Genomic DNA, 21,800 nt, shown 5'->3' with positions numbered 1-21,800 from the left:
CCCTCCTCGTATAATTGCTGCTCCCACTCCAAATACATGCTGCCGTATCTGCGACCCGTCCTACTCAAGCAATTCGGAACCGAACCGTTCGAATAGCTGCTTCATGGATTCCGGATCCCGCTTGTCTGCAGCGTGGATGGCATCAATCAGCCCACTAATCTGCACGGTCATGATAATGAGGTACCGGGCAGGCTCCGGTTTCGGATTCCAATAAGTGTGCGCTGTCCCCCGCGGGACCACGACAGCGTCATTGGCGGAGGCCTCAATCGCCGCATCGCCAATCTGGAAGCCGAGCGTGCCTTCAAGGATGTACCACGCTTCATCGTCGTAATGATGCAGATGGAGCGGAGCGATGAGCTGCCGCTCGGTCATGTCAGGCGAAGTGCCTGAAGCTGTCCACTCGGCAAGCACCAGATTGGAGCCGGATGGCGCCAGAGCCTGTCCGGCAAGTGGTGCGGCAAGGAAGTTAAATTCTGAAGAATGGGACAAATAAACGCCTCCTTTTGAGCGATCTATGAAAAATCCGTGAGCTTTCTGTCAGTTTGTTGTGCAGCAGATCATCATGAACCGCTTTCTAACTATAATTTACCAGAGAAGGTGAACGAACTCTACCCGTCTGCCGGCCAGCATTGTAATTAATGTCGTTATTGACACAATACGATATATCGTTTATTTTTATATTACGATATATCGTATTCGCTAACAAGGGAGAGATTGAACGATGCGGAATGAGCGGTTTAATCATTTTTTTGAACATAGGGGCAGGAGATACGAAGAGCATGAGGGGCGTGGAGGCAGGGAGGATGGCGGCGAAGGCCGTTTCCGCAGCTCCAAACGGTATTTTGGCCGGGGGGGCGTCAAATATGCGCTGCTCCAGCTGCTTACGAAGGAGCCGATGCACGGCTATCAGATGATGAAAGCTCTGGAGGAGCAATCCGGCGGCTTGTATATTCCGAGTGCAGGATCGATTTATCCTACTCTTCAGATGCTTGAGGACCGCGAGCTGATCGCGGCGGCGGAGAGCGGTGGCAAGAAGGTGTACCGGATTACGGAGGAAGGCCGCACGATGCTCAGCGAAAGCCCCGAGCCGGAGCGGGGCGCATGCGGCAAGGGCCGGGAAGGCGAAAGAGGAGAGCGGCACAGGGGAGAAGAAGAGGATCTGCACCGGCATGAGCGGTTCCGCAGAAAGCTGGGTCTAAGTATAGAATCGTATGAAGTGCTGCGGCAGTTGATGAGAGCGGAACGATCCGCAGCCGGCAGTGAGGCGAGGCAGCAAGAGCTTGCCGGAATGGTTGCGGATATGAATAATCTGTTAAAAGCTTATCTGGACTCTGGCGCGACAGATGCCGGGCCCGCCGATACGGAGTGATGGAAAGAATGGACAATTTAGCAAGACGACGAATAAGCATGCAGCCTGCCAAACCGAATCCCGGCAGCATCTGGAGCATGTATAAACGGATGTTTTTCCATATTCGCGGTCAGCGTGGGCTTATCCTTGTGGCCTTCTTCTCGATCCTGGCCGTTTCCCTGCTGGCTTTTGTGATTCCGCAGATTACGCAGTATACCATTGACCACGTTATTCCCGGCAAGCATTATATGACGCTGGTATGGATTGCATTGGGTATCCTGGCTGCCGCAATCCTGCAGGGAATCTTTAATTATTCGAGCGGCATGGCGATGGCTTCTATCGGCCAGAAGGCCGTACTTGATTTGCGTCAGCAGCTGTACCGGCATTTGCAATCGCTGGATGTCGGCTTCTTCGACCGCAGCCGGACCGGCGATCTGATGTCGCGCGTAACCAGCGACGTAGGGATGCTGCAGCAGCTGGTATCGTCCGGCATGATGTCGATCGTAACGGATTTGTTCACCTTTGTGGCTGTTCTTGCCTATATGCTGTGGGTGGATTGGCAGCTGACCGTCATCATTATGATTACCTTCCCTGTGATGATTCTGACGACGCGGTTCTTCTCCAAACGGATTCGCGCCGCATCCAAACGGATTCAGGAGTCGGTTGCCGAGGTGACCAATCATCTGCAGGATACCCTGTCCTCCATTCGGCTGATGAAGGCCTTCTCCACGGAGGACTACGAAACGGAGCGCTTCGCCGTTCGTACACAGGCGAATATGGGGGCGAATCTGGCCGCCGTGAAGCTGCGTTCGGTCTATGAGCCGATTATCGATATGATCAACTTCGTCGGGATGGCGGCCGTCCTGATTTATGGGGCCAAGCAAACGATGGACGGGGCTTTGACCGTAGGGAACGTCGTTGCTTTTCTCGCTTATCTGCGGCTCCTGCAAAATCCGGTCCGCCGCTTCAGCCGGACGCTGAATACCATTCAGCAATCGGCGGCAGCTTACGAGCGGATAGTGGAAATCCTCGAGACGAAGTCCCAGGTGGTGGAGAGTGATCATGCCCGGGAGCTTGACCGCGTTCACGGCCATGTCCTGTTCGATGATGTAAGCTTTGCCTACCAAACAGGTCCAAAGGTGCTGGAGCATTTTAACTTCGAGCTGCTGCCCGGCAAAGTTACCGCCATCGTCGGTTCCTCGGGAGCGGGCAAATCCACCATCACCCATCTGATCACCCGTTTCTACGATCCGCAGCATGGGAGCATCACTATTGACGGGCATCCGCTGACACAGCTTAGCCTGAGCTCGCTGCGGCGGCAAATGGGAATTGTTTCCCAGGATATCGTTCTGCTGAACGGGAGCATTCGAGACAACATGGTGTACGGGAAGCCGGAAGCGACACCGGCCCAGATCGAAGCGGCTGCACGCGCCGCTAACGCCCATGATTTCATCATGTCGTTCCCGCAGGGCTATGAATCGCAAATCGGGGAACGGGGAGTGAAGCTCTCCGGCGGCCAGAAGCAGCGATTGTCCATCGCCCGGGCAATTCTGAAGGATCCCCGGCTCATTATTCTCGATGAAGCGACCTCCTCGCTTGATACGGAATCGGAGAAGGCCATTCAGGACGCGCTGGAGCATCTGCTGGAGAACCGCACGTCGCTTGTTATTGCCCATCGCTTATCAACCATTCAGCGGGCAGACCGGATCTATGTCCTGGACAAAGGAAAGGTCGTCGAGGTGGGCACGCATCAATCGCTGCTGGAGCAGGGCGGCCGATACAAACAGCTCTATGAGCTGCAGTTTCCGCAGAAAGAGGAGCCGCAGCAGCCTGTGGAGCACCGAGGCAGGAAATTATCCCGGACATGACAGGATAGCCGGAGCGGTGGTGTCGTTATAAGGGAACCTTCTGCGGAAAAGCGTTCTGCTGCAGGGCTGACGATATAACATGCGGTATTACTGCTGTAAGCTCAAAAGAAAGGCTGTATCCTCTGGCGGGTCGATTACCCGCTTGAGGATACAGCCTTTTGTCAGCTGCCGCGTATAAGATCAGGCTTGTGCCGCTCCAACTTTAAGCTCCACATCAATATTGCCGCGTGTAGCCTTGGAGTAAGGGCACATTTGATGCGCCGCTTCCGCAAGCTCCATCGTCTGCTTCTCGTCGAGACCCGGAACAGTCACGGCAAGAACGGCGGAGATCTTGAAGCCGTCATCGTCCTTATGAAGCTGGACAGTTGCGGTAACCTCCGATTTTTCCGTTTCGATTCCTTTGCCCTTGGCAATGGCTTTCAGCGCGCTGTGGTAGCAGGCCGAATATCCGGCTGCAAACAGCTGCTCCGGATTCGTTCCTTCAGCACCTTCCTTGGGCTGAGTGGTTTTCAAATTCAAATGACCATCAGAGGAGCGGACAACGCCTTCCCGGCCTCCGCGTGATGTGACATGCGCAGTGTAGATAACGCTCATAGCAATTCCTCTCCTTTCATTATGTAAGCACGCTTCTATATTACCCTACTTGTCCGTTGTGCAAACCTTTGAGCCGCACTCTTCATATTTATTTAATATCACGAATTAATCATGGGATTAAGATCTTTTCTTTACATCTGATTAACAGTTTACTGGTTTAGAAATTTAACTTCAAAGGAGCCTAAGGTTTGCTCCCCGCCTGCAGCAGCAGAGTCCAATCCAGTGAGCCTCAGCTCCACCGAATCCCCATCATGGATAGCGCTGACGCCGGCCGGCGTGCCGGTATAAATAATATCCCCCGCATCCAGTCCATAGGTGCTGCCGATATAGGTAACCAATTGTTCCACAGAGAAGGTCATGTCATTCGGGTTGCCCGTTTGGACGGCTTGTCCATTGATATGGAGACTGAAGCGCAGAGCTGCGATTTGCTCCAGACTGGAGACGCTGTGGAATTCGGAAAGAATAGCGGAGCCTTTAAAGCCTTTGGCCAGCAGCCAGGGATGCTGGTTGGCTTTTAAACGGGACTGCACGTCTCTTGCCGTCCAGTCGATGCCAAGGGCGATACCGTCAATTAGCTCGCCAACAGGCTTGTCTGGGTCGTAAGCCGAAGAGATCCGGAGCACCAGCTCGGCTTCATAATCGATAATGCCGATATGGCCGGGCAGCCCAGTCGTTCCATGGGCCGGTCGAAGGGCATGCGTGGGTTTGGAGAAGAGGATGGGCTCTTTCGGCACATCATTGCCCAGCTCCTTGGCGTGAAGGGAATAATTGCGCCCCACACAATAAATATTGCGAATCCAGTCAAACTCAGACATGGTTCATTCTCTCCTTTGCATAAACACGATTTGTTTCATTATACCTTAAGGAGAGGCTGATTTCATCGCAATATCCGCCATCTTTACATAAAAGAGGTTAAATCTGTAAACCCTATCCGCGAACAATAGAGTGGGGCTGCCCATAGACCGGAGTGATGACAGATGTTAATTACAAACCAGCCGTTAAGAGAGCTGCCGCAGCTACCCGAATCGTATTGGCGCCATTCCGTACAGCTTCCCGATTACCCGAGGCTGGAAGAAGATACATCGACGGATACCGTCGTTATAGGCGGGGGAATCGCAGGAATAACGACCGCTTACCGCTTAGCTGAGGCAGGCGTCAACGTGGTGCTGCTTGAAGCGGATTCCCTTCTTGGGGGAACCACCGGGCATACGACAGCCAAGCTGACCGCCCAGCATGATCTGATTTACGCCCAATTGATCAAGGATCTGGGCGAGGATCAGGCCAGATTATATTATGAAGCCAACCGCGACGCTCTCGATTTTGTCAGGCATACGATCAAGTCGCTGGACATAGATTGCGGCTATTCCGAGCAGGATGCATACCTCTATGCGCAAACGGTCGATACGCTGACCAAGCTGCATGACGAAGCCGAGGCTTATGCCAAGCTGGATATTCCCGGCGGCTATATCGACAAAATACCGCTCGATGTGCCGACCCATGGCGCCGTTGTGATGCATAATCAGGCGCAGTTCCACCCCCTGCAGTACTTGAGCGCGCTGCTTCCCCGTATCACAGAGTCAGGGGGACGCATTTATGAGCATACCACGGCGGTGGATGTGGAGAATGGAGAGGAGCCTGTTGTTATCACCAAGGACGGGCATCGGGTGAAAGCATCCCATGTGGTCGTTTGCTCGCATTATCCGTTTATCGACCGGCATGGTTTTTATTTTGCCCGGCTGCATGCCCAGCGTTCCTATGTACTTGGAGTACGCATGGCGGATGAGGAACCATTCCCGGAGGGCATGTATCTGAGCGCCGACGATCCGAAGCGCTCAATCCGTACGGCGTCTACGATGAATGGTGAGAAGCTGGTTCTGATCGGCGGGGAAAACCACAAGACGGGACAGGGTCTGTGCACAATACAGTATTATGAGGCATTGCGGGATTATGCGGTAAGGCATTTCAACGTGGCCTCGATACCGTACCGCTGGTCCGCCCAGGATTTGTTGACTCTCGACAAGGTGCCGTATGTGGGAGCTGTCACCTCGGGCATGCCTAATGTCCAGCTTGCCAGCGGCTTTGGCAAATGGGGAATGACCGGCGGAACGGCTGCGGCGATGATGCTGAGCGACAGCATCGTCGGGCGCGGCAATCCCTATCTGGAGCTGTATACGCCTCAGCGTTTTCACGCCCGTGCCAGCATGAAGAACGTGATATCGGAGAATGCGAACGTGGCCAAGTACTTGATCGCCGGAAAGCTGGAAATGGTGCATAAGCATGTCGAAGAGCTCGCGCAGGGGGAAGGCGGAGTCGTATCGTTCAATGGAAAGCGCGCAGGCGCCTACAAGGATCCTGACGGGATACTTCATCTGGTTGATACAACCTGCACCCATATGGGCTGTGAGCTGGATTGGAACAATGGCGACCGAAGCTGGGATTGCCCCTGCCACGGCTCAAGATTCTCCTATGACGGAGAGGTTATCGAAGGACCGGCGACCAAAGCGCTTAAAAAGCTTGGCTCCGATTAAGGATTAAAGCATACCGCGGGGGTTAACCCGCTGCGACCGGGCAATATCAACTTGTCATTACCCGGCCTGCATCACAGGTTCTTGACTTCAATCCGGGTCAAGAACCTTACTTTATAATAAAAGGCTTGGAATCTTCCCGCAGCATCTGCTTTACTGCTGGATGACCGGAAAAATAACATCAAATTCGGATCCATGACCGATGCGGCTGCGTACGGTTATTTCCCCGCCGTGCGCCTCCACAATGGATTGCGAGATGGAGAGCCCGAGACCCGCTCCGCCGTATTTGCGCGCCCTCGAATGATCGCTGCGGTAGAACCTCTCAAACAGCCTTGAAAGATGATCCTCATCAATGCCGACACCGTTATCCCGAATGGACAACCTGGTACGTTCACCCTCATGAATCAACCGGATTATGATGCTGCCTGCCTGCGGATCCGTATGCTGAACGGCATTCTGGAATAGATTCAGAATAACCTGCTTCATCTTGTCCGAATCATATTTCCCGCGAATTTCCTCTGTCAATACGTAACGCACCTCACGGTCCCCCGCAAGCATTCGAAGCTGAGGCTGCATCTCCCGGATAAGCTCGGTCAACGAGATGTCCTCGGTATGAATCCGGGAATCCTGATCGAATTTCGCCAGAACGAGCAGGTCCTCGACGAGCTTATTAATCCGTTTGGATTCACCATGCATGCTGGTTAACGCACCGTTAAGCTGCTCGGGATTGGCTGCCGCGCCGCGGAGCAGCACTTCAAGAAAGCCGTGGATAGACGTTAATGGCGTGCGAAGCTCATGGGAAGCATCCGCTATAAACTGTCTCATCCGTTCCTTCGCTTCCTTCTCCGCTTCGAATGAGGTCTCCAGCCGCCCCAGCATACTGTTAAAAGAACGGGATAAACGGTCGATTTCCTGCTGGCCCTGGTTTTGAGGCAGCCGCTGGTCAAGCTTGCCGGAATCTATCTGCTCTACCGTGCTGATCATCCTGGACAGCGGAATCAGTGTGCGCCTCAGCACAGGCGCATATAGCGCCAAACCGCCGGCCAGTGCTAACAGGGATAAAAAAATAAAGGTTAGCAGCTGCTGCATTAATGTCCTCGTAATGGGAGCCGTCTCCGTACCCATCTGAATATAATCTTCCGAATCCGGGTTGCTTGGCAATCCCAGATGACCTGCGATGACAAGCTGCTCATTACCGTTCGCATCCCGAACCAGTTTATAATCGGTTCGTCTCCCTTCACCTCTGAAGCCGTCCCGGGCAAGCGATTGAAGATCTTCCAAACTCAGCTGCGGAGCGGGAATTCCATTGTCTGCTCCGGCATCAGTCACGGTACCGTCTTGATTGACAATGACAATGGAAGTGCCGGGCATCAAGAATAAAGGACGATTATTCAGCGGCATGTCATTTCTATCCATATTCGAGCTTTGACCGGGGCGGCTCGGGTCATCGTTCCTGTCCATAAAACGGCTAATTAAATCCTTGGGCAGCATCATGATCTGAGCATGCATGGAGTCGGCTTTGCTGCGGTAGAGCAGATCCTTGGTCAACAGAAATTGCAGGAAGCCGATGAGCATTAGCAGCGCAGCCAATATGAACAGGGAACGGGTCAATAGCTGGGACCGGAGCGAGCGGGAAGAGGCCAGTTTATTGGAGTACCGCTTAAATTTGGCGATCATATCAAATCCACCCGATAGCCCGCGCCTCTGAGCGTGCGAATAAGCCGATGCTCCTTGTCGCGCAGCTTGTCCCGAAGCGAACGGATATAAACTTCCACGATATTTTCTTCCCCGCCAAAATCATAACCCCACACGCGATCCAAAATCATCGTTTTACTAAGCACAATTCCATGATTCAGTACCATGAACTTGAGCAGCTCATATTCCGTAGGCGATAAGGCAAGCGGTTCTTCCCGGTACTTGATTTCTTTCCTCCGGTCGTCAATCTGGAAGGGGCCGTGAACCACTTCACCAAGCAAATCGGGAAATTGATTGCGCAAGCGCGCTCCGATTCGGGCCAACAGCTCTTCAAAGTTAAACGGTTTAACCAGGTAATCATCTGCACCCAGCGTTAGGCCTTTGACCCTGTCTCTGACGTCGTCCTTGGCGGTTAGCATAATGACAGCGGTATGATCAGCTGTTTCCTTGATTCGCTTACAGACCTCGAAGCCATCCATACCCGGCATCATCACATCCAATATGATGACATGCGGGGCGAATTTCTCCAGAGATTCCAGGGCAGCATGGCCGTCAGGAGCTGTCTTGACTTCATACCCTTCATTTATCAATCCCATTTCCAGAAATTGCAGTATATGCGCTTCATCGTCTACAAGCAATATTTTGACCCCTTTAATTGCTTTCATCTTGCTAACCTCCTGAACGCCGTCCGTTATTTCTTCTATTATGGCCTAACTTGCTGAATTTTGTCTGAATGCGGATGGCTCCGTTATCGAGCAGCAAAAGAGCATTCAGCGAACATTCAGCGATCATTCATGCAGACTTCAGTTAGGGAAGGCATAATGAGAGCAAGCCAAGGGGGAAGATAACCGGGATCACGATCCTTTGGACCAAACAGATTATAGGAGCAAATCGTGAATTCAGGGAGTGAACTCGTACTAATGAACATAACATCTAAATTTCGTTTGGATATTCCTTTAACTTTAATTGTCCTGTTGGCTTTATTCTTGAATGTCTACGGAATATGGAATGATCAGTATGCGAACACCTACTATACGACTGCAGTCGCAAGCATGCTGCAAAATTTTCATAACTTTTTCTTTGTATCGCTTGATACAGCAGGCTTCGTATCGGTGGATAAACCGCCTCTGACATTCTGGATTCAAACACTAAGCGCGTATATCTTTGGTCTTCACGGCTGGAGCGTCATTCTGCCTCAGGCGCTATCAGGCGCAGGTTCCGTCATTCTGATGTACAAGCTGGTTAAACAGCCCTTCGGACTGGCGGCTGCCAGGATCAGCGCCCTCGTCATGGCGAGCACACCTGTGGTCGCATCGGTAAGCCGTACCAATAATATCGATAGTATGCTCGTGTTTGCTTTACTCATCGCAGCATGGCTGCTGTTAAGTGGTATCAGGAACAATCGGATATGGAGCCTGATCGGTGCTTTTGCGATGATCGGCCTGGCCTTCAATATGAAGATGATGCAGGCCTTTATGGTCCTGCCGGCTTTCTTCTTCATCACGCTCATAGCCTGGAAAATCAACTGGAAAAAGAAGCTGGGCGTCTTGGCCGGAGCCAGTGCGCTTATGCTGCTTATCTCGATGTCTTGGGCTTTGATCGTTGATGCTGTGCCGGCTGGCAGCAGGCCTTATGTCGGCAGCAGTCAAACGAATTCCGTAATGGAGCTTGCGTTTGGCTACAATGGCGTTTCCCGTCTAACCGGTGAACAAGGCGGCGGAGGAGGCGGAGGCAGCCCACAAGGCGGCGGAATGATGGGCGGCGGCGGTGCCGGCCTACAAGGCGGCGGAATGATGGGCGGCGGCGGTGCCGGCCCACAAGGCGGCGGAATGATGGACGGCGGATCACTAGACAGCGGCTCACAAGACAGCGGTGACCAAGGCAGTGGACAGACGGGCGATGCACAAGGCGACCAACAGATGGGTGGCGGCGATGGCACTCAAGCCGGCGGACAGATTGGCGGCGAAATGACGGGAAGCGGCGGCATGCAGCGCGATGGTTCAGGGGGACGGGGCCAGCAGAACGTCGAAGCAAGCGGCAGCGATGCGGCTCAATCGCCGCAGCAAGGCCAAGCAGATGGAAGCAATGGCACGCAGGGAGGATCTTCTCCCGGTGAAGACGGCGGAGGCTTCGGGCAAGGGCAGGCTGCAGGCGGCGGATTCGGCGGCGGCAGCCAGGGAGGATCCAGATTCGGGACAGGTCCGGCTGGACCTCTGCGGTTGTTCCAATCCGGATTGTCCGGTCAAGCAAGCTGGCTTCTTCCATTCGTGGCGTTCGCCTGCATCGGATTGTTTGCTAATCTGCGCAGACGCCATTTTACACAGCAGCACAAAGAAGCTATGTTCTGGCTCGCCTGGCTTGTTCCGGCGATGGGATTCTTCAGCGTAGCCGGATTTTTTCATCAGTATTACTTAATCATGCTGGCTGCACCGATCGCGGCTCTTGCAGGGGCAGGCTGGAAGGAGCTGGTCAATCTATATCGTCAATCAACTGGCTGGACCGCATGGCTGCTGCCGGCTGGAATCCCGGCTACAGCGAGCTTCGAGCTGTACATTATGCATCCTTATGACGATACGATCGGAATCGGCTGGTCGATATTGGTGCTGGCAGGCAGCCTCTTTGCTTCAATTCTTCTGATTGTAATGAAGCGTGTGGAGCGCGCTGCACGTCCGGCGGCATTGATTGGATTATTCATGCTGCTCGTTGGCCCGCTGTACTGGGCTGCAACACCAATTGCGTATGGACAGGACAGTATGCTTCCGCAAGCAGGACCAGGCAAAGCGAATAGAGCCGGAATGCCTGGAGGCATAGCCGCGGATGGAAAAATGGGCGGAGGAATGAATGCCGCCGGAGGCTTCGGGCAAACTTCGACCCTGGACGAAACGTCTCTGCAATATTTGCAGACTCATAATACGGGTGAGACTTACTTGTTTGCAACGACAAGCTATACAACGGCTGCTCCTTATATTATCGACTCCGGCGAGAAGATCATTATAACGGGCGGGTTCTCCGGCTCTGATCCGGTCTTGTCTATGAATGAAGTGAAGTCGCTTGTTCAATCCGGCAAGCTGAAATATTTCATCGTAGGCGGCCGCGGCGGAAACTCGGAGGTACTGCAGTGGATCCAGGAGAACGGAACCGAAATACCGTCCTCGGAATGGCAGAGTACGGGTACAGGATCAAATCAGCAGATAGCGGGCACGACGGCTAATGATGCTAATGATTCAGGTTCCCGCGGCGGAGGCGAGACGCTGTATGAAGTTTCTTTGAATTAACTATGCCTGTGGGAAATGGACATAGCCAATACAGTTTAGGAGGAGAATAGAATGAAGAGCAAAATCCGCTATTCCGTTATTGTCCCGATGTATAACGAGGAAGCTGTCATACAGGAGACCTGCCTAAGACTGAAGTCTGTGATGAACAGGGCAGGAGAAACGTATGAGCTTATCTTCATCAATGACGGCAGCAGGGACCGCAGCGCAGAGATCATTCGCGAGCACAATTACTGGGACCCTACTATTAAGCTAATCGATTTCTCCCGCAACTTTGGACATCAGATCGCAATCACAGCCGGTATGGACTATGCCGCAGGAGACGCGGTTATTATTATTGACGCCGATCTGCAGGATCCCCCGGAGCTGATACTGGAAATGATCGCAAAATGGCAGGATGGTTTCGAGGTTGTCTATGCGAAAAGAACGAAGCGCAATGGCGAGTCTAAATTCAAGAAATGGTCTGCTAGCCTGTTCTACCGGGTGCTCAAGGCTTCTACTGATGTGCCGATACCCGTCGATACCGGCGATTTTCGCCTGATGGACCGGCGTGTGGTGAATGAGCTGAGGCGGCTGCCTGAGAATAACCGTTTTGTGAGAGGCTTGGTCAGCTGGGTTGGCTTTCGCCAAACCGCACTGGAATATGAGAGGGATGAACGGACTGCAGGTGAAACCAAATATCCGCTGAAACGAATGATCAAACTCAGCCTGGACGGGATTACATCCTTCTCCTTCAAACCGCTTAAATTGGCAGGATACTTGGGTGCCATGCTGTCGGGGTCAGGTTTCCTCTACTTCATTTATGTGCTTTACATGGCTTTCTTTACGGATGTGACGATGAGAGGCTGGCCTTCCATCATTGGCGTTCTGCTCATCTTTAATGGTTTCATCCTGTTAATGCTTGGCGTACTGGGGGAGTACATTGGGCGGATATACGATGAGACCAAAGGAAGGCCGTTATATATCGTCCGCGACAGCTACGGGATTGCCAGTCAGGACTGGCCCGCCGGCCAGCGGGAAAAGCCGTTATGAATGATCCGCTTGAATTGGAAAGCATTGCGGACAAGCGCAAGTTTGCCGGATTCGTTATTCTGCTCGTCCTGTGCGCAGCAGCGGTAAGACTTGCACTGGCAGAGCAGTATCCGGGTTTTATATCCGATCAAAGATTGTTCATACAGTGGATGGAGTCGGTCCGGGAACTCGGACTGGGCGGCGCCTTCGCAGCAAACGGCCAAATTAACTATCCGCCGCTGTTTCTATGGATTATGGGTCTGTATGGTGATTTGCTTCATGCACTTGGTATCTCCGCCAATGCGGGTTCGGTTTCCTTTAAATCTCTTCTTATTCTTATTGATCTGGCAGCCATTGCGCTTGTGATAAAGCTTGCTTCAAGTGTGGGCAATTATAATTGGCGCTCTTTCACTATCGTGCTCTTCGCGCTCAATCCGGCCTTGATGACCGACAGCGCAGTTTGGGGACAAGTCGATATCCTGCATAGTATGCTGATGCTGTTTGCCGTTATCTGGCTGCCTCGGCGACCTTTCATGAGCGGGATAATATTTGCTTTGGCGATGCTGACCAAGTTCCAAGCCATAACCGTATTTCCGGTCATTGGGATATGGCTCCTGACTGGTCTTGCGAAGGATCGGAAATTCCGTCCGCTTCTGATGTGGGCTGCAGGCTTCGTTTGTCCATGGATCGCGACACTGGGCTATTTTGGCGCAGCCGGCAGTTTGGGGAAAATGATCAGCCAAGCCTATACAGATGCCGTAGGCTTCTATACATCTGCAACGATGAATGCCATGAATATTTGGTTTTATGTCATGGGGACCGATCCGAATACCCCTGATACGGAGTACATGGCAATCGGCATTACCATGCGGAATTTTGGATTTCTGTTATTATTCCTCGCGGTGGTCGGAATATGTCTTTATATCTATCGTTCTCGGGAAGAAAGCATCACTGTCCTTCTGAAAGCTTCAGCGTCTCTATGCCTGGCATTCTTCATGCTTCCTACTGAAATTCATGAACGCTACAGCATTCCTGCCCTTGTGTTTACCTTGCTGGTGCTATTGAAGGATAAGAAGTGGACGCTGCCCGCAGGGCTGCTCACATTGACGGTTCTGATGAACCTGATCATCGTTCTGGATGACAACGTCAATTACGGGACCGGTGTTTGGATGGCAATCGTAAATCTATTCGTCCTGCTGTGGATGTTCCGATCGCTGGGGACAGGAGCAGGAAGAAATCCAGTACCGGCTGCAGCAGCTAAAGCGGGTGATGCTTAATGCGGCGAATCATTTTCTCCAGGTTCATAACTGTCGTTAAATTCGGGTCGGTTGGGATCATTAATACAGGTATTGATCTTGCGCTGTTCACGGCATTGACCGTACTTGGTGTCTCTGCTGTGCCTGCGCAAGTCATTTCCTACAGCTGCGGAGTTCTGAACAGCTATTATATGAACAGGAGCTGGACGTTTCACAAGAACAAGAAAGCGTCAGGCCAGGCTGTACGGTTTGCGGCAGTGAATCTGGCTGCACTCGCTGCGACAACCGTGCTGCTGATGATTTTACATGCTTATACACCTTTCTCACTGCTGGTATGCAAGATTGCCGCAACCGTCTTCAGTGTCGGTATTAATTATATCGGCACCCGGTATTGGGCATTCGGCAATCAACATCGTTCGTCGCAAAATACGCTTCGGGAGTGATCATCCTATGACCGCCATACGAAAAGCCGTTATTCCAGCCGCAGGTCTCGGAACGCGATTCCTGCCGGCCACCAAAGCGCAGCCCAAAGAAATGCTGCCCATCGTAGATAAACCGGCGATTCAATACATTGTCGAAGAAGCTGTTCAATCCGGCATCGAAAGCATTATTATCGTAACGGGTCGCAATAAGAAATCGATTGAGGATCATTTTGACAAATCGGTTGAACTGGAGCAGTCTTTGCTCGAGAAGGGCAAGCTTACGCTGCTCGGCGAAGTGCAGGCGATAAGCGACATGGCAACCATTCATTACATTCGTCAAAGGGAGCCGCTTGGTCTTGGCCATGCGATTCTCTGTGCGCGGCAGTTCATTGGCGATGAGCCATTCGCGGTTCTGCTGGGCGATGATATTATGGTATCCGAACCGCCTGCATTAAAGCAGATGGTGCATGTGTATGAAGAGTTCGGCAAACCTGTCATCGGCGTCAAGCATGTGACAGATGCTGAAGTGAACAAATATGGGATTATCGATTCGGTCCCCAAATGGGGAGGCGTTCATGAAGTAATGGGACTTATAGAGAAACCGGCGATTCATCAAGCGCCTTCCAATATGGCTATTATGGGCCGGTACATTCTGGAGCCCTCCATCTTTGATATTCTTGAGAAAACAGAGAAAGGTGCAGGCGGGGAATACCAGCTCACGGATGCGTTGAATGCATATTGCAGCAGCAAAGAAATTGCGCCGAATACGGTTTCCCGCCGGGATAGCCAAGGATTAATTGCCCTTGAACTGCAGGGCAGCCGGTATGACATAGGCGATAAATTCGGATATATCAAGGCGATCCTGGAGATTGGCCTTCAGCGGGAGGAGCTCAGCCAACTGCTTATCCCCTATCTAAGAGGGCTGGTCAGCTAGTTGGATTTCATGTTCCCCATTCTGATTAATATCTCTTGAACACCCGATCGGTGAGCATGGTATTACCGCAATTTACGTCTCTTCCGGGATACCATATACTATAGTTATCCATGTATCAGCCTTTAAGGTTTCCATTTTCCGTTAAGGAAAATCAAACCGTAAACTTTATCCACACAATAAGGGTTCAAAAAACGCATCTCATTCCCGCCAACGTTATGATGGGACGAAGTCCACCAGGCGGCACGGGAGCGGTAAATGGAAGTGTGTCCCGCAAGGGACGAAAACGATCCATGCAGGCAGCAGCTAACAAGCGATTCTCTGTAACACAGACGTTATGCCATTCCGGGTGTCCAGAGGGCCGGGGCCCTTGGGGTCCCTCCTCAGGAGGGATTTAGGGAGGGAATTAATCGTGTCAAAAGCCGACAATATGCTATCCATCCTGTGGCTGCTCAAAACAAAGAAGCGGATTACGGCCAGGGAGCTCGCGGAAAAGCTGGAAATCCATATACGCACCATCTATCGTTATATTGATGCTCTATGCGCAAGCGGAGTTCCCATCATCTCGGATTCGGGGCACAACGGCGGCTACAGCCTGCTCACCGAATTCAATGAGGCTCCGCTGCTTTTTGACATGAATGAGCAGAAAGCCCTCATCCATGCGGCGATCTTCGCGCAGGAGGCGGGGTATCCGTTTGGCGAGTCGCTGACAAGCGCAGTGGCGAAGCTGAAAAAGTATACCAACGAGGACCAGTTGAATCTGATCAACCGCCATGAAGCCGGAATAGATGTGATCAGCACGCCCTACAATGGTTTGCTGGAATCCGTGCTGCAGGAGCTTGAGCTCTCAGCGGCAGGCGGCTTTACGCTGCTGATGCTTTACAGGAAATCGCACGGCAAGCAGCCTGAACCGCGATCGATTGATCCTTACGGCCTTGTCCTGTGGAAAGGCAAATGGTATATCGTCGGCTACTGCCATCTCCGCCAGGCGGTCCGCAGCTTCCGGGTGGACCGGATCCACGGCATTTCCCGGACCGGAGCTGTGTTCGAGCGTCCGGAGGATTTTTCTGCGCGCGCCTTTCTTCTTCAGGATCTGCTTCCCCGCTCCGGGCATGCGGAAAATCTGGTTTCCGTCCGGATCGAAGGGATGGAGCAATCCATTAATGATTTATGCGATCATTGGCTGTTCGGGCATATGCTCGTCGACCGTTCGGAGCGCCATGTCCATGTGAGGATGGAAGAGAAAGCGCTCGGGATGGTACCGCATCTGCTCATGCTTTATGGGCGGTCAGTCCGGATCGTGGAACCGCGCTCCCTGCACGAAAGGCTGGTTGAAGTAACCTCGGAGCTGCTGGATTATTATAAAAAACAGTAGCCTCACGGTTTCGTGCGTCTGCCTGTGCAGGCTGCCATCCTATGACATTTGCGTTTGTCGAACCGGCAAACGTTTATTCGTCATGGCTTTCGGGGGTATTCATAATCAAACCGTAATTTTCCTTATTTATCCTCTATTAGGTAAATGATATGGTGAATAAAATGTTACTTACATGTCATATTTATGCATCGAGTTCTCAAGAGGCTAAAACAGATACGATTTGTCCCGCCTAAATTTCTTCAAATTCGACAGTGAAAAATAAATTTTATATGTAATATTAGTTTACAAATAGTGTGATGAGTTTTATATTTAATACAGATCAAACAAATGGCAAATTCGCGATTTTACAATTGTTCAATTATGGGGGAAGGGAGATTAGAGAAGAATAAAGAGCAAGGCCCGTGAAAATTATGAGATGGGGAGTAGAGACAATGAAAAAAAGTTTATTTACTTTGGTTCTGGTTATGATAGTGGCTGCCTTTGCGGCCGGATGCGGAAACGGCAATAACGGGGGCGGCACGGATACAAACGCGGGAACAAATGCAGGCAATGGCGGGAACGCGGCCGAGCCGGCTGGATTTAAGGTAGGCATGGTAACGGACGCCGGTACGATTGACGATAAATCGTTTAACCAGGGTTCCTGGGAAGGAATTTTGCGCGGAGGCGACGAGTTCGGACTGGAAACCAAATATTTGCGGCCAACGGGAACAACGGAAGCGGATTATTTGAAGGAAATGGGCAATCTCTACGATGCGGGCTACAAATTTATCGTGGCGCCGGGCTTTAAATTTGAAACGGCGATCTTTGCCGCTCAGGACAAGTATAAGGATGCCAAATTCGTCATCGTCGACGGAACGCCGCATACGGCTGAGGATCCGACTCCGGTAGTGAAGGAGAATACCGTGTCGATCTTCTTTGCGGAGCATGAGTCCGGATTTATTGCCGGCGTGGCAACAGCGCTGCAGCTCAAGGAAGCGGAAGCGGGCTTTATTGGCGGAATGGAGATTCCGTCTGTACAGAAATTCAACTGGGGCTTCCAGCAGGGCGTCAAATATGCCAACGACAATCTGGGCACCAAGCTGACGATCAAGCCGGAGAATGTGGTTTATCAAGGGAGCTTCGACGACGTAGCTGCCGGCGGCCAGCTGGCTGCACAGATGTATGACCGTGGCGTTAAAGTCATCTTTGCCGCTGCCGGTGGTGTTGGCGTGGGCGCCATTAACGAAGCGAAGACCCGTGTCAAAGCCGGGTCTGACGTATGGGTTGTCGGAGTAGACGTGGATCAGTTTGCCGATGGCGTCTATGAAGGGGAGAAATCGGTCATCCTGACTTCTGCCATGAAGAAGATTGACCAAGCCTCCTATGACATGGTCAAAGCGGAGAAGGAAGGAACATTCCCGGGTGGACAAACCTTGACCCTCGATATCAAAAACGACGGTGTAGGGCTTCCGGCTGAGAACCCGAATCTAAGCGACGACACGATTGCGAAGGTCGGCGAGGTAACGGACAAACTGAAAAGCGGAGAAATTACAGTAGCGGCCGAGCAGGGCAGCTTAATCAAGTAATGGCCGCATTTGCCCAATAGACCGGAAAAGAGACGGGAAACTCCGTCTCTTTTTAAATTATTTAGCCTGTTTAAGTTTCAAACCTGATCTTTTCTGCTATCTTTGAGGGAAGAAGCATTTTTCAAACGATCAGAAGGTATAAAATTTGGGTTTCTTCTTGACGCTCTTCGAATTAACGGAATTACGCCGCTTCGTTGCATTTACGTGTAATTTTAGGAAAGGAGTCGTGCGGTATGGATTTTGTCGTGGAAATGATCAATATCCGTAAAGAGTTCCCTGGCGTGGTAGCCAATGACGATATTACGCTGCAGCTCAAGAGGGGCGAAATTCATGCGCTGCTTGGCGAGAATGGGGCGGGGAAATCCACGCTCATGGGCATTCTGTTCGGCATGTATCAGGCGGATCGCGGGACGATCACGGTTAATGGCAAGAATGCGAAGATCACAAGCCCCAATGTGGCGAACAGGCTGGGCATCGGTATGGTGCATCAGCATTTCAAGCTAGTCGGCAATTTTACGGTAACCGAGAATATTATATTGGGCAATGAGCCCTCCAGGGGCTTCGTGCTGAACATTGCCAAAGCTGCCCGCCGGATCGAGCAGCTGTCAAAGCAGTATGGGCTGAACGTTGATCCGCATGCGCGGGTCGAGGATATTTCGGTTGGCATGCAGCAGCGGGTGGAAATACTCAAGATGCTTTATCGCGATGCGGATGTATTGATTCTGGACGAGCCGACGGCGGTTTTGACGCCGCAGGAAATCCAGGAGCTGGGCCGGATTATGCTGAATCTCATTGCAGAGGACAAGTCGATCATTCTGATCACGCATAAATTGAAGGAAATCAAAGCCGTGGCCCACCGCTGTACGGTAATCCGCAGGGGCCGGACGGTCGGGACGGTTGATGTCCGCTCGACCAGCGAATTGAAGATGGCAGAGATGATGGTCGGGCGCAATGTGAGCTTCCAGGTGGAGAAAGAAGCGAGTACTCCAGGTGATGTCCTGCTGAAGCTTGAGGATCTCTCTGTTTATAATAACAAGAACAGTCAGGCGTTAAAGGATTTCTCGCTGGAGGTGCGTGCCGGTGAAATTGTGGGCATTGCCGGGGTCGAGGGGAACGGCCAAACCGAGCTGGTGGAAGCCATTACGGGACTACGCAAGGTGCGCGGCGGGACGATCACGGTTCAAGGGCAGGATGTTACGAACCGGACAATCCGGGAGCGGATCCACAGCGGAATCGGCCATATTCCGGAGGACCGGCAGAAGCGGGGACTGATTCTCGATTATACGCTGGAGGAGAATATGATTCTGGAGATATACAATGATGCTCCATACTCCCGCGGGGGAATTATGAACAAGACCGCCATCCGCAAATATGCTGCTAGCGTCCTTACAAGTTACGATGTCCGGTCCGGCAAGGGCCCTCTCTCCCTGACCCGCTCGCTCTCCGGCGGGAATCAGCAGAAAGCGATTATCGGGCGGGAGATTGAACGTAATCCTTCGCTGCTGATTGCCGTACAGCCTACACGGGGGCTGGATGTCGGCTCCATTGAATATATCCACAAACGATTGATTGAGCACCGGGATAAGGGAAGAGCCGTTCTGCTCATCTCTCTGGAGCTGGATGAAATTATGAATGTCTCGGACCGGGTCGCCGTTCTGTATAACGGTGAGCTGATGGGTATCGTGAAGCCGGAGGAGTCCAATGAGAATGAAATCGGGCTGATGATGGCAGGCTGGAAAGAAGGGGATGACCAGTGAGAAAAATCATCATATCCCTGCTGGCCGTTCTGTTCGGCTTATTGGCAGGCGCGCTGCTGATGATCCTGACCGGACATCAGCCGATGGAAGGCTACAGATTCCTGTTCGAAGGCGGACTGAAGAACCCGGAGCGGATCGGGAATACGCTTGCTACGGGAACGCCGCTGATTTTTACGGGATTGTCGGTTGCCTTTGCCTTCCGGACAGGCCTGTTCAATATTGGAGCGGCCGGACAGATGCTGTTCGGAGGCTTTTGCGCGACGGCTGTCGGATTGAATCTCGATGTCTCAAGACCGCTGCTGCTGCTGCTCATGATTATCGCCGGATTCCTGGGCGGAGCCTGCTGGGCGTTTATTCCCGGCTTGTTGAAGGCGCGGTTCAATGTACATGAGGTAGTCTCGACCATTATGATGAACTGGATCGCCTATTGGACCATTTATTATGCCGTGCCTTACTACTTGAAGGCGGAATTTCTGGAGACGGAATCAAGGCCTCTGCCAGCGCATGCATCCCTGCAGGCGCCATTTCTCTCCGATATGTTCGGCGGTTCCTATGTGAACCTGGGTCTGTTTCTTGCTGTCATCGTCGTGATCGTCATTTCCTTTATCATCAATAAAACTACGCTTGGCTACGAATTGAAAGCCGTTGGCTTCAACCGGCATGCGGCTGAATATGGCGGGATGCCGGTTAAACGGAGCATTATTTTGTCCATGGTCATCTCCGGCGGATTGGCCGGACTTGGCGGGGTTGCGCAGTATGCGGGCAACAGCTCGAATATTCAAATCGGGGTTCTGCCCACGCAGGGGTATGACGGCATTGCGGTTGCTCTTTTAGGCGCGAACTCCCCTGTCGGCGTGCTCGTGTCAGCCCTCTTCTTCGGTCTGCTGTATTCGGGAAGAGGCTTCATGAACGCGATGACGGAGATTCCGCCGGAGATCGCGGATTCCATCATCGCCATCATTATCTATTTTGCGGCGACGAGCGTGCTGATGGACCGGCTGATCAGCTGGCTGAAGGCAAGGCGCCGCGCGCCTGCCGATGAACGGAAGCTGGAAAGAAAGGAAGGGGGATAAACGATGTGGACCACGATTGAACAAATTTTTCCCTATGCGATTATGTTTACGATCCCCCTTCTGATTACGGCCTTGGGCGGCTTGTTCAGCGAGCGGAGCGGGATTGTCAATATCGGCCTTGAAGGGCTGATGGTCATCGGCTCGTTTATGGGCGCCTTCGTGATTTTCAAGCTGCAGACCGCATGGCCGGATCATCCGGTTGCCGCGATCTGGGTGGGTCTGGCTGCGGCACTGGCGGCCGGTGTGCTGTTCTCTCTGCTGCATGCCTTCGCCAGCATTCACCTGAGCGCGAATCAGGTCATCAGCGGAACAGCCATCAATATGATCGCCGGGGCGCTCACGGTTTTCCTCGCCAGGAATATAACCGGAAGCGGCAATATCCGCATTACAAGCGGATTCCAGCCGTTTAATGTGCCCCTGTTGTCCAAAATACCGGTTATCGGCGATTTGTTGTTTACCAAGACCTATCCCACCACCTGGCTGATCCTGCTGCTGGTTCTGCTCGGCGGTTTTGTATTGAAGAAAACGGCGTTTGGGCTCAGGCTCAGAGCCTGCGGGGAATATCCGCAGGCCGCGGAGGCTGCAGGCATCAACGTGAGAAGGATTCGCTATATGGGCGTGATGATCTCGGGCGCATTCTCGGGACTTGGCGGAGCGGTCCTGCTGGTGACAATCGCAGGCGAGTTCACCGGAACGGTTGCGGGGCTTGGCTTCTTGTCCCTGGCGGCTTTAATATTCGGGCAGTGGCGTCCGCTCGGCATCCTTGCGGCTGCGCTGTTCTTCGGTTTTGCCAGCACGGTAGCGAATGTGTCGCAGGTTATACCGGCCTTGTCCGTATTCCCGCCTGTCATTCTGAAAGTATTCCCTTATGTGGTGACATTGATCGCCCTGGTGCTGTTCTCCAAGTCCTCGCAGGCTCCGAAGGCCGCGGGCGAGGTGTTTGATTCGGCCAAGCGGTAACGGGCGGCGCCAAGCGGTGCCAATGGAGGCGAAAATAAAGAATAGCGGCCGGTGATGGACTGGCGGAGCAGGTGGAAGCAGCAGCGGTCAAAAAGACAGCTCCACTTAGGCGAGCAAGGCCTGTTCACCGGTCTTCTGTAGAGAACAA

18 protein-coding genes are annotated in these 21,800 nt (G+C 52.5%); 13 read left to right on the top strand and 5 right to left on the bottom strand.

What is annotated here, in order from left to right; genetic code table 11:
- Positions 1-60: 60 nt before the first annotated feature.
- On the bottom strand, positions 61-489 hold the full coding sequence (locus AC0YNV_RS24200) for a cupin domain-containing protein (RefSeq protein WP_475770300.1): 429 nt from the start codon (positions 487-489) through the stop codon (positions 61-63).
- Between the two features lie 232 nt (positions 490-721).
- Here AC0YNV_RS24200 and AC0YNV_RS24195 point away from each other — a divergent pair, with 232 nt between their 5' ends.
- Together AC0YNV_RS24195 and AC0YNV_RS24190 are read left to right on the top strand one after the other, a co-directional pair.
- Positions 722-1,369: a PadR family transcriptional regulator gene (locus AC0YNV_RS24195; RefSeq protein WP_210038617.1), complete on the top strand. Its 648-nt coding sequence runs from the start codon at positions 722-724 to the stop codon at positions 1,367-1,369.
- Positions 1,370-1,377: 8 nt separating this feature from the next.
- Positions 1,378-3,216 carry an ABC transporter ATP-binding protein gene (locus tag AC0YNV_RS24190; RefSeq protein WP_475770299.1) on the top strand — a complete coding sequence of 613 codons (1,839 nt, stop codon included), beginning with the start codon at positions 1,378-1,380 and terminating at the stop codon, positions 3,214-3,216.
- Between the two features lie 180 nt (positions 3,217-3,396).
- On the opposite strand, the gene AC0YNV_RS24185 is transcribed toward AC0YNV_RS24190, so the two are convergent.
- Both AC0YNV_RS24185 and AC0YNV_RS24180 read right to left on the bottom strand, forming a co-directional pair.
- Positions 3,397-3,810 (bottom strand): organic hydroperoxide resistance protein, encoded by a 414-nt coding sequence (locus tag AC0YNV_RS24185; RefSeq protein WP_475770298.1) that lies wholly within the window; start codon positions 3,808-3,810, stop codon positions 3,397-3,399.
- 149 nt (positions 3,811-3,959) lie between these two features.
- Complete coding sequence (locus AC0YNV_RS24180) at positions 3,960-4,625, bottom strand: fumarylacetoacetate hydrolase family protein (RefSeq protein WP_475770297.1); 666 nt, start codon at positions 4,623-4,625, stop codon at positions 3,960-3,962.
- 162 nt (positions 4,626-4,787) lie between these two features.
- On the opposite strand from AC0YNV_RS24180, the gene AC0YNV_RS24175 reads away from it, so the two are divergent.
- A complete protein-coding gene (locus AC0YNV_RS24175; protein ID WP_475770296.1) occupies positions 4,788-6,338 on the top strand; it encodes an FAD-dependent oxidoreductase in 1,551 nt (516 codons plus the stop codon).
- A gap of 150 nt (positions 6,339-6,488) precedes the next feature.
- On the opposite strand, the gene AC0YNV_RS24170 is transcribed toward AC0YNV_RS24175, so the two are convergent.
- Both AC0YNV_RS24170 and AC0YNV_RS24165 read right to left on the bottom strand, forming a co-directional pair.
- Positions 6,489-8,012: a sensor histidine kinase gene (locus tag AC0YNV_RS24170; protein WP_475770295.1), complete on the bottom strand. Its 1,524-nt coding sequence runs from the start codon at positions 8,010-8,012 to the stop codon at positions 6,489-6,491.
- Complete coding sequence (locus tag AC0YNV_RS24165) at positions 8,009-8,695, bottom strand: response regulator transcription factor (protein WP_210038623.1); 687 nt, start codon at positions 8,693-8,695, stop codon at positions 8,009-8,011. The genes AC0YNV_RS24170 and AC0YNV_RS24165 overlap by 4 nt, the downstream gene beginning before the upstream one ends.
- A 255-nt stretch (positions 8,696-8,950) precedes the next feature.
- On the opposite strand from AC0YNV_RS24165, the gene AC0YNV_RS24160 reads away from it, so the two are divergent.
- The 10 genes from AC0YNV_RS24160 (at position 8,951) to AC0YNV_RS24115 (ending at position 21,652) form a co-directional block, all read left to right on the top strand.
- Positions 8,951-11,305, top strand: coding sequence for an ArnT family glycosyltransferase (locus AC0YNV_RS24160; protein ID WP_475770294.1), 2,355 nt, complete (start codon positions 8,951-8,953; stop codon positions 11,303-11,305).
- A 51-nt stretch (positions 11,306-11,356) separates the two neighbouring features.
- Positions 11,357-12,334, top strand: a complete 978-nt coding sequence (locus tag AC0YNV_RS24155) for a glycosyltransferase family 2 protein (RefSeq protein WP_475770293.1) — start codon at positions 11,357-11,359, stop codon at positions 12,332-12,334.
- Positions 12,331-13,590, top strand: a complete 1,260-nt coding sequence (locus AC0YNV_RS24150; RefSeq protein WP_475770292.1) for a hypothetical protein — start codon at positions 12,331-12,333, stop codon at positions 13,588-13,590. The genes AC0YNV_RS24155 and AC0YNV_RS24150 overlap by 4 nt, the downstream gene beginning before the upstream one ends.
- Complete coding sequence (locus AC0YNV_RS24145) at positions 13,590-14,012, top strand: GtrA family protein (protein ID WP_475770291.1); 423 nt, start codon at positions 13,590-13,592, stop codon at positions 14,010-14,012. The genes AC0YNV_RS24150 and AC0YNV_RS24145 overlap by 1 nt, the downstream gene beginning before the upstream one ends.
- A gap of 7 nt (positions 14,013-14,019) precedes the next feature.
- A complete protein-coding gene (galU, locus tag AC0YNV_RS24140; RefSeq protein WP_475770290.1) occupies positions 14,020-14,925 on the top strand; it encodes a UTP--glucose-1-phosphate uridylyltransferase GalU in 906 nt (301 codons plus the stop codon).
- A gap of 409 nt (positions 14,926-15,334) precedes the next feature.
- The gene (locus AC0YNV_RS24135) at positions 15,335-16,297 is read left to right on the top strand and encodes a helix-turn-helix transcriptional regulator (protein ID WP_475770289.1); all 963 of its coding nucleotides are present in this window, start codon (positions 15,335-15,337) and stop codon (positions 16,295-16,297) included.
- Between the two features lie 431 nt (positions 16,298-16,728).
- Positions 16,729-17,862 carry a BMP family lipoprotein gene (locus AC0YNV_RS24130; RefSeq protein WP_210038630.1) on the top strand — a complete coding sequence of 378 codons (1,134 nt, stop codon included), beginning with the start codon at positions 16,729-16,731 and terminating at the stop codon, positions 17,860-17,862.
- 233 nt (positions 17,863-18,095) lie between these two features.
- Positions 18,096-19,619: an ABC transporter ATP-binding protein gene (locus AC0YNV_RS24125; RefSeq protein ID WP_475770288.1), complete on the top strand. Its 1,524-nt coding sequence runs from the start codon at positions 18,096-18,098 to the stop codon at positions 19,617-19,619.
- A complete protein-coding gene (locus AC0YNV_RS24120; RefSeq protein WP_379113480.1) occupies positions 19,616-20,692 on the top strand; it encodes an ABC transporter permease in 1,077 nt (358 codons plus the stop codon). Before AC0YNV_RS24125 ends, AC0YNV_RS24120 begins: the two co-directional genes overlap by 4 nt.
- A gap of 3 nt (positions 20,693-20,695) precedes the next feature.
- Positions 20,696-21,652, top strand: a complete 957-nt coding sequence (locus AC0YNV_RS24115) for an ABC transporter permease (protein WP_210038632.1) — start codon at positions 20,696-20,698, stop codon at positions 21,650-21,652.
- The last annotated feature ends 148 nt before the right edge of the window (positions 21,653-21,800 follow it).

It is taken from the genome of Paenibacillus sp. JT31N11 (genome assembly GCF_056269285.1).
This window is presented reverse-complemented; position numbering and strand designations above follow the sequence as displayed.

Bases quoted from the DNA above. Each gene is read 5' to 3' on its own strand.
- AC0YNV_RS24145 (WP_475770291.1), top strand. From the start codon at position 13,590: ATGCGGCGAATCATTTTCTCCAGGTTCATAACTGTCGTTAAATTCGGG.
- AC0YNV_RS24165 (WP_210038623.1), bottom strand. From the start codon at position 8,695: ATGAAAGCAATTAAAGGGGTCAAAATATTGCTTGTAGACGATGAAGCG.
- AC0YNV_RS24170 (WP_475770295.1), bottom strand. From the start codon at position 8,012: ATGATCGCCAAATTTAAGCGGTACTCCAATAAACTGGCCTCTTCCCGC.
- AC0YNV_RS24190 (WP_475770299.1), top strand. From the start codon at position 1,378: ATGGACAATTTAGCAAGACGACGAATAAGCATGCAGCCTGCCAAACCG.
- AC0YNV_RS24185 (WP_475770298.1), bottom strand. From the start codon at position 3,810: ATGAGCGTTATCTACACTGCGCATGTCACATCACGCGGAGGCCGGGAA.
- galU (WP_475770290.1), top strand. From the start codon at position 14,020: ATGACCGCCATACGAAAAGCCGTTATTCCAGCCGCAGGTCTCGGAACG.
- AC0YNV_RS24160 (WP_475770294.1), top strand. From the start codon at position 8,951: ATGAACATAACATCTAAATTTCGTTTGGATATTCCTTTAACTTTAATT.
- AC0YNV_RS24180 (WP_475770297.1), bottom strand. From the start codon at position 4,625: ATGTCTGAGTTTGACTGGATTCGCAATATTTATTGTGTGGGGCGCAAT.
- AC0YNV_RS24175 (WP_475770296.1), top strand. From the start codon at position 4,788: ATGTTAATTACAAACCAGCCGTTAAGAGAGCTGCCGCAGCTACCCGAA.
- AC0YNV_RS24195 (WP_210038617.1), top strand. From the start codon at position 722: ATGCGGAATGAGCGGTTTAATCATTTTTTTGAACATAGGGGCAGGAGA.
- AC0YNV_RS24130 (WP_210038630.1), top strand. From the start codon at position 16,729: ATGAAAAAAAGTTTATTTACTTTGGTTCTGGTTATGATAGTGGCTGCC.
- AC0YNV_RS24125 (WP_475770288.1), top strand. From the start codon at position 18,096: ATGGATTTTGTCGTGGAAATGATCAATATCCGTAAAGAGTTCCCTGGC.
- AC0YNV_RS24115 (WP_210038632.1), top strand. From the start codon at position 20,696: ATGTGGACCACGATTGAACAAATTTTTCCCTATGCGATTATGTTTACG.
- AC0YNV_RS24150 (WP_475770292.1), top strand. From the start codon at position 12,331: ATGAATGATCCGCTTGAATTGGAAAGCATTGCGGACAAGCGCAAGTTT.
- AC0YNV_RS24155 (WP_475770293.1), top strand. From the start codon at position 11,357: ATGAAGAGCAAAATCCGCTATTCCGTTATTGTCCCGATGTATAACGAG.